The organism is Sandarakinorhabdus limnophila DSM 17366 (genome assembly GCF_945882885.1).
Lineage (GTDB): Bacteria > Pseudomonadota > Alphaproteobacteria > Sphingomonadales > Sphingomonadaceae > Sandarakinorhabdus > Sandarakinorhabdus limnophila_A.
In genome coordinates, this window is record NZ_CAMCWT010000002.1 from 20,994 (window position 1) to 37,946 (window position 16,953).

General features: G+C 65.7%; 11 protein-coding genes. 6 read left to right on the plus strand and 5 right to left on the minus strand.

Annotation, left to right across the window (positions count from 1 at the left end):
• Positions 1-222: 222 nt before the first annotated feature.
• The 3 genes from Q7O19_RS00570 to recN are packed head-to-tail and all read right to left on the minus strand — an operon-like array spanning position 223 to position 3,614.
• Positions 223-651: a DoxX family protein gene (locus Q7O19_RS00570; RefSeq protein ID WP_303808008.1), complete on the minus strand. Its 429-nt coding sequence runs from the start codon at positions 649-651 to the stop codon at positions 223-225.
• Entirely contained in the window at positions 648-1,958 is a 1,311-nt protein-coding gene (locus Q7O19_RS00575) for a serine hydrolase (protein WP_303808009.1), read from the minus strand. The genes Q7O19_RS00570 and Q7O19_RS00575 overlap by 4 nt, the downstream gene beginning before the upstream one ends.
• A gap of 3 nt (positions 1,959-1,961) precedes the next feature.
• Complete coding sequence (gene recN / locus Q7O19_RS00580) at positions 1,962-3,614, minus strand: DNA repair protein RecN (RefSeq protein WP_303808011.1); 1,653 nt, start codon at positions 3,612-3,614, stop codon at positions 1,962-1,964.
• Between the two features lie 230 nt (positions 3,615-3,844).
• Between recN and rpmF the strand changes: the two genes are divergently transcribed.
• From rpmF to Q7O19_RS00610, 6 genes are all read left to right on the plus strand, one after another.
• A complete protein-coding gene (gene rpmF, locus Q7O19_RS00585; protein ID WP_022680619.1) occupies positions 3,845-4,024 on the plus strand; it encodes a 50S ribosomal protein L32 in 180 nt (59 codons plus the stop codon).
• A gap of 32 nt (positions 4,025-4,056) precedes the next feature.
• Positions 4,057-5,118 carry a phosphate acyltransferase PlsX gene (gene plsX, locus Q7O19_RS00590; protein ID WP_303808012.1) on the plus strand — a complete coding sequence of 354 codons (1,062 nt, stop codon included), beginning with the start codon at positions 4,057-4,059 and terminating at the stop codon, positions 5,116-5,118.
• On the plus strand, positions 5,115-6,095 hold the full coding sequence (locus tag Q7O19_RS00595) for a beta-ketoacyl-ACP synthase III (protein ID WP_303808013.1): 981 nt from the start codon (positions 5,115-5,117) through the stop codon (positions 6,093-6,095). The genes plsX and Q7O19_RS00595 overlap by 4 nt, the downstream gene beginning before the upstream one ends.
• A 140-nt stretch (positions 6,096-6,235) precedes the next feature.
• Positions 6,236-6,535: an integration host factor subunit alpha gene (locus tag Q7O19_RS00600; RefSeq protein WP_303808014.1), complete on the plus strand. Its 300-nt coding sequence runs from the start codon at positions 6,236-6,238 to the stop codon at positions 6,533-6,535.
• Positions 6,536-6,550: 15 nt separating this feature from the next.
• On the plus strand, positions 6,551-6,922 hold the full coding sequence (locus Q7O19_RS00605) for a MerR family transcriptional regulator (RefSeq protein WP_303808016.1): 372 nt from the start codon (positions 6,551-6,553) through the stop codon (positions 6,920-6,922).
• Positions 6,923-6,929: 7 nt separating this feature from the next.
• Positions 6,930-7,649: a ParA family protein gene (locus tag Q7O19_RS00610; protein WP_303808018.1), complete on the plus strand. Its 720-nt coding sequence runs from the start codon at positions 6,930-6,932 to the stop codon at positions 7,647-7,649.
• Here the strand turns inward: Q7O19_RS00610 and Q7O19_RS00615 are convergent.
• Positions 7,646-11,260, minus strand: coding sequence for an SDR family NAD(P)-dependent oxidoreductase (locus Q7O19_RS00615; protein ID WP_303808020.1), 3,615 nt, complete (start codon positions 11,258-11,260; stop codon positions 7,646-7,648). The two genes, Q7O19_RS00610 and Q7O19_RS00615, sit on opposite strands and share 4 nt — an antisense overlap.
• A complete protein-coding gene (locus tag Q7O19_RS00620; RefSeq protein WP_303808022.1) occupies positions 11,257-16,746 on the minus strand; it encodes an AMP-binding protein in 5,490 nt (1,829 codons plus the stop codon). The genes Q7O19_RS00615 and Q7O19_RS00620 overlap by 4 nt, the downstream gene beginning before the upstream one ends.
• Positions 16,747-16,953: the final 207 nt, after the last annotated feature.

Sequence of the window (16,953 nt, forward strand, 5' to 3'; positions counted from 1 at the left end):
TTTTCGCTACCGCCCCTTGAACATTACGCGAATGTAATTATTGTCAGATACAGCCGGCACCGGTTGCGCGCTCAATCCCCCCAGGACCCGCTCGCCGCCGGGTCGCGAGTGCCTCCCCACCTTGGGTGCCCGCGACAGCCGGCACAGGTGGGGCGTTGTTCATGCGTATCCTTGCCCAAGCGCTGGCCAGCCTCATCGTTGCCGCGAAATGCCCGATGAACATCAGTGCGTCCTCCGCCTGAAAGGCCAATCGGTGATGCCGCCGGCCCACAGCGCCCACCAGACGATCACCGGTTGAGCCAGCAGACGTGGCACGTGATAGCCCATGCCGGCCACTTGTCCGCCCAGAGCAATGCCTTCTACGGCGTGCTTGATGTTGGCCGGAAATACGCACACCGCATAGGCCGCGAGGCCCCATGCCGCCGCGACACGCAGGCGCGGGATCATCAGGCCGATGGCGCCGGCAATTTCCGCCACGCCGGTGGCCAGCACCACTTCGCGCGGAAACAGCACGAATTCGGGCACGATCGGCAGAAAGCCTTCAGGGCTTTTCAGATGGACATAGCCCACAAAGCCATAGGCCAGCGCCAGCACAAGCCGCGCCAGCCGGCGAACCAGGCCTTCAGCGGATATCCTCTGGCGCTCGTTCACCGACCGGCCGCATCCCTGGCCAGCGCCGACGCCAGATCAGCATCACGCTGCAACCGGCTGTCGCCCATGGTCTGCAGCATCAGCACGATGCCAAACTGGCGAACGCTGTCGGCCATGAACAATGTGCCGGCGGCGCCGCCCCAGCCAAAGGCATCGGCCGTGCTGCCGGCCCAGCCGGCGCGGCTCAGGCCAGCGCCCTGGCGGGTATCAAACAGGGTCACCCGCCCGCCCGCCCCAAAGCCATGCTGGCCATCGAAGAACACGCCGGGCGGCATCAGGTTGCTGGTTGCCAGCCGGGCGGTGCCGCGCGGCAGGATGGTGCGGCCTTCGAACACGCCCTCGTTCAGCACCATCTGGGCAAAGCGGGCATAATCCCGCGCCGAACCGACCATGCCGCCGCCGCCCGACAGCAGGCGCGGCCGCGTGGTGAAGCCATCCTTTTCCATCACGGAGATCGGGATGGGCTTGTCCAGCACCTTGGTGGTGCCCGGCGCCGTCCACAGATAATTGGCGGCCAGCCGCGCCTTGTCCTTCGCCCAGAAGCCGGTGTCCTTCATGCCCAGCGGCCCCAGGATCTGCTGTTCCAGCACCTTGTCAAACGTCATGCCGGTCAGCCGTTCCAGCAGCGCGCCAGCGACATCGAGGCTGATCGAATATTTCCACGCCGTGCCGGGATCGAGCGCCAGCGGCAGGCCGGCCAAAGATTGTGCCATCACCTGCAAATCGGGCAGCGCGCCGTCGCCGGGCTGCAGGAAGGCCGGCACGCTGCCGGGCTGGATGCCCAGGCGCTTGTATTCCTTTTCCAGCGGGCCGTTGCCGTTGATCGTATAGGAAAAACCCGCCGTGTGGGTGAGAAGGTGACGCACGGTGATCGGGCGGGCCGCCGGTCGCGATTCGAGGCCCTTGTCGGGGTCGACCAGCACCTTCATGTCGCGGAATTCCGGCATGATATCGGCAATCGGCTGATCCAACTTCAACTCGCCGGTGGCCACGCGCTGCATGATGGCCATCGCCGTGATCGGCTTGGACATCGAATAGATCCGCCACAGCGTATCAGGCGTGGCCTTTTCGCTGCCGCCAAAGGCCGTCACCCCAGCCGAGACGAACACCGGCTTGTGCTTGCCTGGCTCCACCAGCGCCACCACGGCGCCGGGCACCGCGCCCTTGGCGACATAGGCATCGATCAGCGACTGCACCGCATCATGCCTCAGCGGGGCCTGGCGATGCAGCGGCAGTTGCGCGGCCGCCGGCCCAGCGGCCGCCAGTGCGATAGCCGAAAGCAGTTGGCGGCGATCAAAAGCAACCATGGATCAAACTCCTTCTAACAGCCGGGCCGCCTGCGCGCGGGCTTCGGGGGTAACATCGGCGCCCGACAACATGCGGGCAATTTCTTCCTGGCGCTCGGTCGGCGCCAGCTGGGCAAGGCTGGTGCGGGTGCTGCCGTCTTCCACCGATTTTTCGATCCGCCACTGGCTGTGGCCACGCGCCGCCACCTGCGGGCTGTGGGTGACAACCAGCACCTGCGCCTCGCCGGCCAGCCGCGCCAGCCGGTCTCCAATGGCCGATGCCACCGCGCCGCCAACGCCGCGATCAATCTCGTCGAAAATCATGGTGCCGGCGCTGCCGGTGCTGGCCAGCGCCACCTTCAGCGCCAGGATGAAACGCGAAAGCTCCCCGCCCGACGCAATTTTGATCAGCGGGGCGAAATCGGCGCCGGGGTTGGTGGCGATCTCATATTCCACCCGCTCCTGCCCCTCCGGCCCCCATTCGCTCTGGGGCAGCGGGGTGATGCGGGTGCGGAAACGGGCGGCGTCGAGCTTCAGCGGCTTGAGTTCGGCCGCGACCGCCGCATCCAGCCGGGAGGCGGCGGCAGCCCGGGCCTTGCTCAGGGCTGCCGCCGCGCGGGCATAGTCCGCCTCGGCCTTCACCACCGCTGCATCCAGCGCCGCCAGCCCTTCCTCGCCCGCCACCAGCGCGGCTGCGCGCGCCTTCAGTTCCGCCGCCAGCACTGGCAGCGCCTCGGCCGTCACCTTGTGCTTGCGGGCCAGGCCGCGCAGTTCAAACAGCCGGCTTTCCACCTGCTCCAGCCGGGCCGGGTCGGCATCCAGCGCCTGCACGGCCTCGGCCAGCTTTGTCTCTGCCTCGCCAGCCTCCACCAGCGCCCGGTCCAAAGCCTCCAGTGCGGCAGTGAGCAGCGGATGCTCACCCGAAATCCGGTCGAGCCGGCGGGCGCCCTGCGCCAAGGTGGTGCTACCCTGCCCAAACAGTTCCGAGATCGTCGCCAGGTCGTCGGTCAGCCGCGCGCCCTTCTGCATGGCGGCGCGAGCGAGCGCGAGTTCTTCCTCCTCGCCTGGCTGCATGTCCAGCGCGTCCAGCTCGGCCACGGCATGCCCCAGCCACTCGCGATCACGTTGGTCAGCAGCCAATTTCGCGCGTGCGCCAGCCGCCGCCGCCCGCGCCGCCCGTGCCGCCTCCCAACTGTCACGAGCCGCCAGCAGATGGTCACCAAGACCCGCAAACTGATCCAGCAGCGCCCGATGCCCCTTCGGGCTCAACAGCCCGCGTTCGTCATGCTGGCCGTGGATTTCCACCAGTGCCGCGCCCAGTTCGCGCAGCAGCGTCGCCGAAACCGGCTGATCGTTCACGAACGCCCGGCTGCCGCCATCAGCCTTCAATTGGCGGCGCAGGATGATGGCGCCATCGGCTTCCAGCTCGTTTTCCGCCAGCAGCGCGCGAGCCGGATGACCTGCGCCCACATCAAATTCTGCCACCACCCGCGCCGTATCGCTGCCAGCCCGCACCAGCCCCGCATCGGCACGGCTGCCCAGCACGAGCCCCAGCGCATCAAGCAGGATGGATTTGCCCGCCCCTGTCTCGCCCGTAAGCACAACAAGGCCCGGCGCGAACTCGATGGCCAACGCCTCGATCAGCACGACATTCTGGATGGCAAGCGCGGTCAACACGGCGCTGTGTTAGCCCATCCCACTGCGCGGGCGCGAGAGGCATTTTCACAGGCCCGCAACATCCCCTCATGCCATTCCTGCTTGCACTTCAGGCAGAATCGAATATAGCCGCATCCTTCGCCGTTAATCCGGGGCATCTGGCCCGGCCATTTGCTGTGGCCGTTGGCATTCAGGACGCGCCGGGTTGGGGCACTAACGACCGCTTTCAGATTGATGGATACAGGTGCCTCATGGCCGTTCCCAAGCGCAAGACCTCGCCTTCCCGCCGCAACATGCGTCGCAGCCATCACGCGCTGACCGCGACCCAGTTCCAGGAATGCCCGAACTGCGGTGAGCTCAAGCTGCCGCACAACCTGTGCGGGGCCTGCGGCTTCTACAACGGCCGCGAAGTCGTCGCCGTCGAAGCCTGATCCTGGTGCCCGGCAGGCTGGCCCGGTTTCCTATGACAGGCACGCCAAACCGGGACCCGGTCATTGCGCTTGATGTGATGAGCGGCGAGGCCGGCGCCGCCGAAGCCGTTGCTGCGGCTGATATTGCTGCCGAACGCTATCCGCGCCTTTCCTTCCTGCTGTTCGGCCACCAACCGGTGATCGCTGCAGAACTGGCGCGCTGGCCGCGCCTCGCCGCGCGCGCAGAGGTCATCCACAGCGAAGATGTTGTCGCCATGAGCGACAAGCCCAGCCAGGCCCTGCGCCGGGCCCGCACCACATCAATGGGCATGGCCATCGATGCCGTGAAGCAGGGCAAGGCCAATGCCGCCGTTTCGGCCGGCAACACTGGCGCCCTGATGGCGATGTCGCTGTTCTCGCTGCGCACCATGCCGGGCATTGATCGCCCGGCCCTGGCGGCGGTGCTGCCAACGCTGAAATCCGAATCGGTGATGCTCGATCTGGGCGCCAACACCGAATGCGATGCCACCAACCTCGTGCAGTTCGCGGTAATGGGCGCGGCGTTTGCACGCACCGTGCTGGGGCTGGAACGCCCCAAAGTTGCCCTGCTCAACATCGGCGAGGAAGAATTGAAGGGCACCGGCGAGATCCGTGCGGCGGCGACCGTGCTGAAAGGCGCGCGCCTGCCGATGCAGTTCCTCGGCTTTGTCGAAGGGGACAAGATCGGTTCCGGCGATGTCGATGTGGTGGTCACCGATGGCTTTTCCGGCAACATTGCCTTGAAGACGGCCGAAGGCACCAGTCGTCTGGTCACCGGCCTGCTCGGCAATGCCTTCCGCTCGTCGATCTGGGGGAAGTTGGGTTATTTCATCGCCCGCGGCGCTCTCGAATCGCTGCGTGCCCATCTCGATCCCAACGCCCACAATGGCGCGGTGTTCCTGGGCCTCAACGGCATCGTGGTCAAAAGCCACGGCAGCGCCAATGCCCGGGGCCTCGCCAATGCTATCGGCGTGGCGCATGATTTGGTGACCGACGACGTCAACCGCAGCATTCGCGACGATCTCGCCGGCGTTAACATGGCGCTGGCGACCACCCTGGAGCCCGACGCGGCATGAGCAAGCGCCGTTCCGTCATCATCGGCACCGGCAGCTATCTGCCGCAAACCGTGCTGAGCAATGCGGATCTGGCCGCCCGGCTCGACACGTCGGATGAATGGATCATCGAACGCACTGGCATCCGTCGCCGCCATATCGCGGCACAGGGGGAATTCACCTCCGATCTCGCCGTCGCTGCCGCGCAGCGCGCGCTGGACGCCGCCGGCAAGTCCCCGGCAGACATTGATCTGATCATTGTCGCCACCGCCACGCCGGATCAAACCTTTCCCGCCGTCGCCACCGTGGTGCAGCACAAGCTGGGCATGATGCACGGCGTCGCCTTTGATGTGGCCGCGGTGTGTTCGGGCTTTCTCTATGCCCTGACCGTGGCGGATTCGCTGCTTGCCACCGGTGCCCATAATCGCGCGCTGGTGATCGGTGCCGAAACCTTCAGCCACATCCTTGATTGGGACGACCGCACCACCGCCGTGCTGTTCGGCGATGGCGCCGGCGCAATCGTGTTGGAAGCGCAGGCGCAGCCCGGCGACAATGCCAGCGATCGCGGCGTCATCGCCTGCCGCCTGCACAGCGACGGGCGTTACAACGATCTGCTCTATGTTGATGGCGGACCGGGTTCAACCGGCACCACCGGCAAGCTCCGGATGAAGGGCAAGGAAGTATTCCGCCACGCCGTCAACAATCTTTCCAGCGTGATGGGCGAAGTTCTTGAGGCGGCGTCTCTGCAAGCCAGCGATGTCGCATGGGTGGTGCCGCACCAAGCCAATCTTCGCATCCTGGAAGCCACCGCGAAGAAGCTGAACATTTCACCCGATCAGGTGGTGGTGACGGTCGACAGCCACGCCAACACGTCGGCCGCTTCGGTGCCGCTGGCGTTGGACACAGCCGTGCGCGATGGCCGCATCCAGCCCGGCGATTTGCTGCTGTTGGAGGCAATGGGCGGCGGCTTCACCTGGGGTGCCGCGGCCGTCCGCTGGTAGCCGGATCGCCCCCGAAATCGGTGGTGCGACAATAGGTATAGCGAATCGCGTAAAATCACGCAATAATAACGGAGGTTTGCCGTTTTGCCTTACCAATCGGGTCAATCGCTGCTGGACAGGCAGCAAAATGGGGGGAAGTCATGGCCACCACAGCAGCAGGAAGCGTCACACGTGCCGATCTGGCAGACGCGGTTCATCGTGAAATTGGCCTGTCGCGCACCGAATCGACGCAACTGGTCGAACAGGTTCTGGATCGCATCAGCGATGCCCTGATTGCGGGCGGCAACGTCAAGATTTCCAGTTTCGGCAGTCTCGTATTGCGAAGCAAGGGCTTGCGCATTGGCCGCAATCCCAAGACCGGGGTGGAAGTGTCGATCGAGCCGCGCACCGTGTTGACCTTCCGGCCCAGCCAGCTGCTGCGCGAAGCGATTAACAAGTAAGCGAGTAGGCGGAGCGTGACTGAAAAATCTGATACAGCGTTCCGCACCATCTCCGAAGCTGCTGACGAAATTGGCGTTCCAGCGCATGTGCTGCGCTTCTGGGAAACCCGCTTTTCCATGCTGCAGCCGCTGAAGCGCGCCGGCGGGCGCCGCTACTACCGCCCGGTGGACATGAGTTTGCTGCGCCAGATCAAGGTGTTGCTGCACGATTGTGGCATGACCATCCGCGGCGCGCAGCTGGCCCTGGCCGGAAAGGGTGCAGCGGCGAAAGAGCCGGCGCCACCTGCACCGTCCCCTGCCACGATGCCCGCTGCCAGCAGGCCAGGTCCGGATCGCCAGGCCCTCATCGTCATCCGAAATCGCCTCGCCGCCGCTCTGGCGGCCTGAACCCCACATGCGCTGCATCGCCCTGTTCAGCGTGAAGGGCGGGGTGGGCAAGACTGCACTGGCCGTCAACTTGGCCCATGCTGCGGCCACGCTGTCGGGTCGGCGCACGCTGCTGTGGGATCTGGACGCCCAGGGTGCAGCCAGCTGGCTGCTGAAGGTAGAACCGCGCGCCGGTGCCAAGGCCCGCAAGGGCCTCGCCGAGGCCAATCTCGCCGATCTGGTGCAGCCTACCGCCTTCCCCAATCTCGATGTGCTGGCCGCTGATCGCTCGCTGCGCCGGCTGGAGACCGATCTTGCCACGGAAGGTGAAAGGCGGCTGAAAAAAGCCCTGAAATCACTGGAAGATCGCTATGATCGAATCATCCTTGATTGTCCGCCTGGTCTCACTGAATTGGCCGATCAATTGTTCCGCGCGGCCGATCTCATCGTGGTCCCGCTGATCCCCTCGCCGCTCTCCACGCGGGCGCTGGAGCAGCTGACGCAACACCTCGCTGCTGAAATGAAATCACCGCCGCCGGTGATGCCAGCGTTTTCCATGGCCGATCGCCGCAAAGGGCTGCACCGCGAAGCGCTGGCCGCCCATCCGGAGTGGCCGGTGATCCCCTATGCCGCCGCCGTGGAAGCGATGACCGCCACACGGCAGCCCCTGCTCGCCGGCCGCAGCAGCCCAGCCGCCACCGCATTGGCCGGCCTTTGGGCCGATGTCGAGCGGCGGCTGACCGCTTAGACCGTCAGCGACATGCCCCGATAGATGCGGCTGCGGTAACGGCTGTCCTCGGCATCCGGCAGCGGTGCCCCGGCCAGCAGCACGGCACGGGCAAAGCGGCGCACCTCTTCCTCATGCTCGGCCGCGTTCTTTGGCTCTTCGGATCGCACGCGGCGGGTGAGGTTGATCTGATTTACAGCCACTTCGTGCACTAGACGCTCATTCTCAACGGCAATCGTTGCCGTAAAGGCGTGCAGCGTCGTCTTGACGAAGTTGGCCAGCGCAAAGGCGCCCTTGGCCCCCTCACCCATCGGCACGTCCGGCGAGACCAGCACCAACTGGCAGTTATCGAACAGCGAAACCTTGCGGGCGATGCGGAAATGGTGGGTCAGGTTATGCTCCACCACGCCGGCAAAACCATCGCCATCCAGCGGGTTGTCAGAACCGAACAACTGATCCGGCAGCGCTTTCAGCGGCGTCGAGACGATGGTGGCGGGGTGACCCCACTTGGCCAGCGCCGCGTCCATCGCGGTTTCAATGTCGCCTTCGATCACCAAGCTTTCGACCCTATCTGCCCCCTGGCCGATGTGGCCCTTTATGGCAGCAGCACCGGCGGCACTGGCGGTGACCAGCACCACGCGCGCCACGTCGCAATCGAGGAAGCCTTGGGCCGCAGCACCGAGGTAATCGGCGAGATGCTCGCCCACCAGCCACACCGTCTTGCCACCCATCTGGGCCAGTCGTTCGGCCTTGGGACTGCCGAACAATTCGCGTTCGGTGGCCGAGCGTTCGACGTTGAGGCCGCCCGACGGCATGAAGGTTTCACCCGACACCGCACGGTCAGCCAGGAAGAACACCGTGGCCTGCGCCACTTCCGTCTCCGTCGGCATCTTGCCGAGGTGGAGCTGGGAAAGCACGCCGCCGCGCACCTTGGCGGCTTCGCGGCCGATCTGGGCGACGGGTAGCCACGGCATGTCGTCGGGCGGCACGCGAACCAGCCAGCCGGCTTCATCGCGCGCCTGCCAGTCGGTGCCGATCAGCCAGCCGCCCAGCCGCAGCCGCTTCAGCAGCTTGGCCGCCAGCACGGGCGTGAGGATGAAACGATCCCAGCAGCAGCTTTCATCGCCTTCGCGCGCGCAGGCCAAGGCCAGATCGCGCAGCGGCTGCGGGTTGGACTTATCGTGGGAGAGTTGCACGCTGTCGTTGCGGGACAGGCGCGAGAGGATCTGCGCCACCGACGCCCCGCCGCGCACTGCCTTGATCACGGCGGAGTGGACGGCGTTCAGCCGCTTGTTCTCTAGGATAAGCCGCCCGCGCCGCTCGAACAGGCCGGGTTTGCCGCCCAGGCCGGCAAGGCGATCACCATCTACCGGGCCAGGCGCGATGGCGTTGATCTGGATTTCCGGGCCGAGGTGGCGGGCCATGGATTCCACCATCGCCCGCTGGCCCGACTTGGAAACCGCATAATCGGTGCGGTTGGGGTAGGACACCGCCAGATACTTCTCGCCGCCGAAATAACTGGAAACATTGAGAATATAGCCGGAACCCTGCTTGCGCATCATCGGCACCACCATGTGCATCAGGGCATAGTTGGAAATGAGGTTGGCAAACTGGGTGTGGCGGAAATTCTCCACCCCCATGTCCACCGCCATCTCCTCCGCGCCCGACACGCCGGCATTGTTGATCAGATAATCGATGCGGCCAAAGGCGCGCACCGTTTCGTCAACGGCATGCTTCAGCGATTTCATGTCGGCCACATCGATGCCGGCCAGCGTGCGCACGCGGCGCTCCACGCCGGCAAAGCCGATATCCTGCAATTCGCCCACGATGCGCTCGCGCGCTGCATCGAGCTCGGATTCGCGGCGGGCAACCATCATCACTTTGGCCCCGGCCAGAGCCAGCAGACGCGCCAGGGCGCCGCCGATGCCAGCCGAACCACCGGTGATCAGCGCCACCTTGCCCAAATGCAGCCCGGTGATGTTTTCCGCCATGCCAGCCAGCGCGCGGCGGGCGCCGGTAGCCTTGGCGATGCTGGCCGGGATATAGAGGTTGATCGGTTCGATCTGGCGGGCGCCCAGCAGCAGACGGGCGGCATGGCCGGCAGCGAAATCGCGGTTCTCCGGCTCGGTATTGCCAAAGCGAACGATCTGGTTGCCCCACACCGGGCGAGGCGTCTTGCCCTGCGCGGCGGCGACGCGGGCTTCGTCGCGCCACACGCGCAGCAGTTCCTCGATGGCAGCGCGGCCCACATCGGCCCAGCCGTTGCCGGCGCCATCATCCGGGTTGGTGATGAACAGCACGCGCGGATCACCGGGCAGATCCTGGCCCTGCTGCCAATAGCGATCGAGCGTGCGCGCCACCGCGATGGCGCCTTCCAGTTCATCATCGACAAAGCGTTCCACCGCCGCATCGCTGGCTTCGTTCAGCGCCCCGTTGAAATAGCCCGGGCCGCGCGTTGGCAGGATGATGGCCCCATCGATGGCCGCCACGTGCGCGGTGAAGCGCGCCAGTTCGGCATCCATCGCCATGTGATCGTGGCGCGGGAAGCGCACCGCCTTCACGCCGGCCGGCAGCCGATCAGCGGCATCATCAAGCGCCGCCTGGGCGTGGAAGCCCAGCAGCACCTTTGAGCCTTGCGCGGCAAACAGCCCAGCCATGGCCAGCGCGTCGTCGAGCTGGTTGCCGGCGCTGATCAGGATGCCGTGGCCATCGCCATCGATGGCGCGCAGATCGGGTCGGTGCAGGAATTCGCTCCTGGATTCCAGCGGCACCGCCATGCCATGCGTCACTTCAAAATCATGCGCCGCAAACGCCGCGCTTTCATCGCTGCCCAGGAACACGCAAGTGTTGGCGATATCAGCCGGCGTCGGGAACGTCTTGGCCTTGGCTTCATCGCCCACGCTGCGTTCCAGCGCCATCAGGTTGAAGAAGTGATTGGCCGTGCTGCCGGCGTCGTCACCCTTCAACTTGTCCATCGCAGCGAACACGGTGCGGATGCGTTCGGAAGCAATCGGGCCGGGATACAGTTGGTTCACCCGGATGCCGCGCGTGCCAAGCTCGCGCGCAAGGCCCTTCGAAAGAATGTTCAGCGCCGCCTTGGGCACCGTGTAGGCCGCCCGGCCGAAATAATCGGTGCGGCTGAAGATGGTAGAAACATTGATGATGCTGCCGCCCTCGCCCATCGCCGAAGCGGCAGCGCGCACCAGGTTCCAGGCCACCACCATGATGTTGCGGGCAGCGTCGCCCACCGTCTCGCTGTCGGGCGTGCCGTCCAGCTCTTCGGGCAGCAGCGGCAGATCGCCCAGCACCTGCTTCGGCCCCGCCGAACCGGCGTTGTTGACCAGCACATCGATGCGGCCATGGCGAGCCACCACCTCGGCAATGCCGGCGCGCACGGATTCGATGTTGGCGCCGTCCATCGTCACGATGCTGGCGGTGCCGCCCACATCGGCAACAGCCGCATCCAGCGCGGCCTGCGTGCGGGCGGCATCGCGGCCGCTCATCACCACGGTGGCGCCTTCGGCCAGGTAGCGGCGCACGATGCTGCCGCCCAGATTGCCGGCGGCCCCGGTGATCAGCGCCACCTTGCCGGCAAGGCGGCCCTGTGTTTCGGTCTTGGTCATCGCGCTCATTCCCCCTGCCCCTTCAACGACGCCCAAGCTTCGTACAGCTCATCCTTGCCGCGCAGGCCCATCGCCGGCAGCGCGTGGTTAACGATATAGGTCGCCCCCGTGTGGCGATTGTCCCACATGCTCTGGTGTGCTTCCGGCAAGCATTCCCAAGGCACCACCGTCGGCTCGGTCACGTCCAGGATGCCGGCGGCGATCATGTCGTTCATGCGGGTGACTTCATAGGCGTTGCACAGGTGGGTGCCGCGGATTTCCGCCATCGGCATCACGATGCGGCGCTGGCGCGTCCACACCTGCGGGGCGTAGAAGTTGTAACGCTGCCCGGCCATGTCTTCGCAATAGACCACCCGGCCCGTGAACGGCTTCACCAGCGCCGTGGTCACGCCCAGCGTGTCCTGGCCGGCGCGTTCCAGCACGATATCCGGGTTGCCGCGCGGATTGTCCGGCGAACGCAGCAGCTTGCCAACAGCATTGCCGAAGGGCTTCAGAGTCTTGTCCTGGAACTGGCGCACGGCTTCGCGGAAATTCTCGATATCCTCGCGCGCCACCGGCAGGCGCGGCATGGTGTCGGGCCAATCGAAATTGGCGCCCTCCCGCCGCTTGATGCCTTCCAGGCTGACCACACCGGCCACCGCGTCTTCAAAACCCAGCGACAGGATGAACTCGCGCTGGCCATCTGTGTTGGTGACGACGACGATGCGGCAACCCAGCCCGCGCGCCGCCTCGATCATCTCCAGGCCGGTCTCGTCCGCCAATTGCGTGGTGCCGGGGCCATAGAAGATCAGCACCGCCTCACCGCCACGCGCGCCGGCGCGAGCCAGCATGGTGACCGGATCAGAACCGCCCTTCTTGCCCATGAAGCTGAGGTGATAGCCCGACGAGGCGCCATAAAAGGCCAGCACGCCACCATCGCCCAGCAGCTGGAAGCTGCGCGGGAAAGCGGTTTCACCGGCGTGGCTGACCGCATAATCCGCCAGCTTGCCGCCGTTGAGCGCCTTGTATTCGGCCACCAGCGCCTCGCCGGCCGCTTCCCACGCCGCCCAATCGGCCTTGGTGCCGTCAGGCACGGAGGTGAACAGCGACTTGAAGCGCGGATCGGTGCGATCCAGCGCGCCCACGGCGCCCTTGGACTTCACGAACTCGGCGCGGGCCGGGCTGGAAACCAGGCCCGTCACCTGCAATCCGCTGGCCTTGGCCGATTTCAGCGCATCAAGCCCAGTACCGGTGGCCGACCCTTCGATGAAGATGGTCTTGCCGCCGATGATTTCCAGCGTGGTATAAAGGCAGCGCCAGATGGTGCCGAGGTTGAGGATGTAGCTGCCGGCCTGTTCCAGCGTCAGATCACCGGGCACCGGGTGGAGCTGCGGTGCCTGCACGGTGAGGAACTGAGCGTGGCTGCCCGACTTGGTTTCATAGCCCTGGATGGAGAAATCGGCATACATCGGGTCGCGCCCGGCCTGCGGCGAGAGCAGATCGGAGGTGCCGGAATAGACCGCCACCATGTCGCCCACCTTCAGCCGGCCCTGCCCGCGCACTTCGCTGCCCAACGCCGCGACCAGCGCCAGACCGCCAGAACCGGTGAGCTGCACATCTTCCTCGTGATTGTCGAACGGGGAAACGGGAATGCCGGTCAAGGCCCAGATATCGTTGAAGTTCACTTCGCTGCTGAGCAGATAGACCAGCGCCTCGTTCGGCTCTGGCTGCGGCGTTGGCACGATCAGCTGCTTTTCATGGGTTTCCGGCGGACCGAACTGCGGCGCGCCGGTATCTGGGCTGCGGGCGATGCCGAAGCCATATTGATGGCCCGGAATCGGGGTGACGCCGGGGAAGAAGGGCGCGCCCACCGGCAGCAGGTCGCCGGCCGCTTCCAGCCGCTCAGCCTTGGCGTCGAACTCAGCTTCAATGTGCACGCCGTTGCGGCGCACCGGCAGCGGCGGTGCCTTCTTGTCCATGAACAGGCGAATGCCGGTCTTGCCGCCTTCGGGATCGACCACGGCTTCGCTGAACAATTCGGCTTCACGTGCGAGGCCGGCGGCCATGCCCTGCGTCCAGCCCGTGCGGATCGCATCGATGGCGCGCTCGCCGGCTTTGCCGCGGCCGGCCCAATCGAGCTGCTTCAGGATGCGCTGCACAAACGGATCGGCCAGCGCGTGATCCAGATCGACATGGCCTTCATGTTGCCAGGCGCTCTTGGCAGCCTTGCGGCGTTCCGCCCAGGCGCGGCCCAGGTGGCTAGTGTCACCAAGGCGCACGAATTCACGCACGGCGGCATGAGCTAGGCTGAGCGCATCGTTCGAACCGTCGGCGATTGCATCAATGGCACCCATATCGAGCGCGGCCTGCGCTTCCACGCTGCGGCCACCGAGGATCAGATCGAGCGCGTCCAGCATCCCTTCCGGCCCGCGCCGATCGGTGAGCAGGCGCGGCAGGCGCTGAGTACCGCCATAGCCCGGCAGCAGGCGCAGGCGGATTTCCGGCTGGCCGAAACGGGCGTGGCTTTCGGCGACGCGATAATGGCAGGCCAGCGCGAACTCCATGCCGCCGCCCAGCGCCACACCCTGGATGGCCGCAACGCAGGGCTTGCCCATTTGCTCGATCTTGCCGAACGCCAGCTGGGCGTTGGCCGGCAGCACGCGGGCTTCTTCAACCGTGTGGATTTCTTCCAGGAACTGGCGAATGTCGGCACCCGCGACGAAGCTGGCGGTGCCGTCGCCGGTGAACACCACCGCCGCCACATCATCGCGGCGCGACAGATGCTCCACCACGATCACCAGTTCGTCGATGGCGCGTTCGTTGAGCGCGTTGACAGGCGGGTTGGCGATGAACACCGTCGCCACCTTCTTGCCGGGCGCGACCGTGTTGTACTGGATGCGGAAATAGCGATAGCGATCGAAGATATCCTGATCTTCGGACAGGCGCTGCTTGCGCTCCCAGGCGGTGATGACGCGCTTGAGCTCGTCAAGGCTCTCCGGGTTCTTCAGCGTGGTGACGTCACCGATGGGGGTGCCTTCCACCAGCGCGCGCACCATGCGGCGCATGTACTTGCCACTGCGTGTTTCCGGGAACTGGCTCACCACCAGGAAATCGCCCGGCACCGCCACCGCGCCCTTTTCGGTGCGCACCAGATCGGAAAGCCGGCGTTCGTCATCACGGGTGATGATCTGGCCCGGCGCCGGGGTGATGAAGGCGAGCGGGGTCAGCCCCTTCTCGCGGTGCGGCGCGCCGACCACGAGCACGTTGCCGACCGGGCTTTCCGGGTTCAGCGCCTTGTCACGCAGGATGGCGCCTTCGATTTCCTCGGTACCCATGCGGTGACCGGAAACGTTGATCACGTCGTCCGAACGGCCATGCAGCGAGAAGCCGTCGTCATCGCCCTGCACGGCGAAATCGCCCTGGGTATAGGCCCACACACCCTGCCAGCGGCTCCAGTAACCATCGCGCCAGCGGCCGGCATCACCGGCCCAGCCAGGGGCGACGGCACCATCTTCAACGCGGAAGTTCTCGGAATCGCCCCACACGGTGCGCGCCAGATAGGGATAGGGCGCGGCGATGATGATCTCGCCCTTCTCGCCGCGGCCGGCCTTGCGCCAGGTCACGCCATCGCTGCCCTCACGGGTCAGCAGCACGCGGGCATTCTTTTCGCCGGTTTCGTCTTCCACCCACACATCGCCGACGATCCACGGCAGCGGGAAAGTGCGCGCATCGGCCGCCAGCGGGAAATCACCGTTGCCATAGAAATGCGTCCAGGCGATGCCGCCATGCTCGGTCGCCCAATAGCTGTTGATGTACTGCGGCGTGATATTCTCCATGCCGAAGGCCTGCACCGGCGGCGAGCAGGGCTCGGCACAGAAGGTGGCGACGCGCAAGCCGCTGAGGTCGTAGGCCTGGATGTCCTTCAGATTCTGCGGATCGGTCATCACCGCCTTGAGGAAGGTGACGCCGGCCTTGAAGATGGTGACGCCGTGATTCTCGATCATGGCGGCAAAGCGGCCGGCGTGCGGGAACACCGGCGAGCCTTCGGCCAGCACGGTGGTGACGCGGCTCAGCAGCGCGGCGGCGATCATGTAGCTCTGGCCGGTGATCCAGCCCGGATCGGCGACGACGAAGATGGTATCGCCGGGGCGGGCATCGAAGGCCACTTTCATGGTCTCCATGATGCCGCTGGCATAGCCGCCATGAACATGGACGACGCCCTTGGGCTTGCCGGTGGAGCCCGAGGTGTAGATGAAGAACAGCGGATATTCGGCATCAACCGGCAGCGGCTTCGATGCCTTCCAGATGGCGGCGACAAACGCCTGATCGTCGAGCGCGTGCAGCGCGGCTTCGTCGGGCAGGCCGGCGGCGGCCAGGATATCAACCAGCGCGGCGTTGGTGAGATCATGGCCCCACACATCGCGATCACGCCAGACGATATCGGGCACATGGGCATGATTGGCAACGATCACCGCATCGACGCGCGGCGGGGTGCTGACCAGCGTTTCGGCGATGGCGATGCGGATACGCGCCGACTGCGCGGCATCGACCAGGCCTTCCTTGCCCAGTTCGGCCAGCGCCCGGCCCAGACCGCGCATGACATCGCCACGCTCGACGGTGACTTCACCCTTCAGCGCCGCCGTGACGATGTCGGCCATGGCGGTGCGGGTGCTGTCGGTCAGGCTAAGATCGGTGCCGCCCAGGCGGTCCTCCAGCATCCGCAGCGCGACGTTGACCGGCACATAATTGTCCAGCGCCGGATCGGTGTAAGCCGTCTTGAACGGCACGATCTGGGCATTGCGATAGCCGCCGTCTGCGGTGATGACGATACGGGCGCCGGCATCGTGGATGCGGTCAGACAATGTCTTGTCCGAAAAGCCGCCGAACACCGGCGTGTAGATGACGCCAATGCGCTTGGCCGCTTCCGTCCAGTAAAGCTGGGCAGGAACATTGGGCATGTTGAGCGCGATGCGGTCGCCGGCCTTGAGACCGAGCTTCTGGAGGGCGACGGCGCACTTGGCGGCTTCCAGCAGCAACTGGCGGCGCGAAACGGTGACGCAATCGACCGGCGCGCCGCGGCCGTTGTTGGCGGCGAGATCCCAGCGGTCGCCCTCGAATATGAAGGCGGCTTCGGCGCCATGGCCTGAGAGCACGTGGCGATCGAGCTCGTTGAAGGCGGCATTGGTGCGCCCGCCTTCGAACCAACGGAAGTTGGGCGCATCATCGGCGTTGAAGGCGCGGGCCCACGGCACGAAACCGGCGGGCAGGTCGGCGGCGACCGGCGCTGCGCTTTCGGCGTCCCAGCCAGCCCAGCCCGTCTCCGATTTGCTCAGCCAGGCCGGTCGGCCCGCGACATCGACCAGCCAATGCAGGTTTCCTACAGCGATCTTACCGTGGAACGCACCCGGATCCGCCAGCACGTCGGCACGCATGGTCTCCCAATCGGCACGGGTGCGCACCGGATTGACACCAGGGACCAGCATCTGGACACGCGCAGCAGCGGTGGGATCAACCATGTTCATTCTGCCCAACCATTGCCGCTGGCACGGCGAAGGCCGGCCAACGGACAGGAAACTGTGATAGAAGCCGCGCTTAGGGTAAGATTATGTCGCCGACAAGTAGTGAAAGGTAATTTTGCTTCCCATGCGACATTCTGTCCGCTCTGGCTAGGCCAGGCATGCGACAGGCCGCACCTCACCCTCGGCCAACCGCATCAGAAGGCA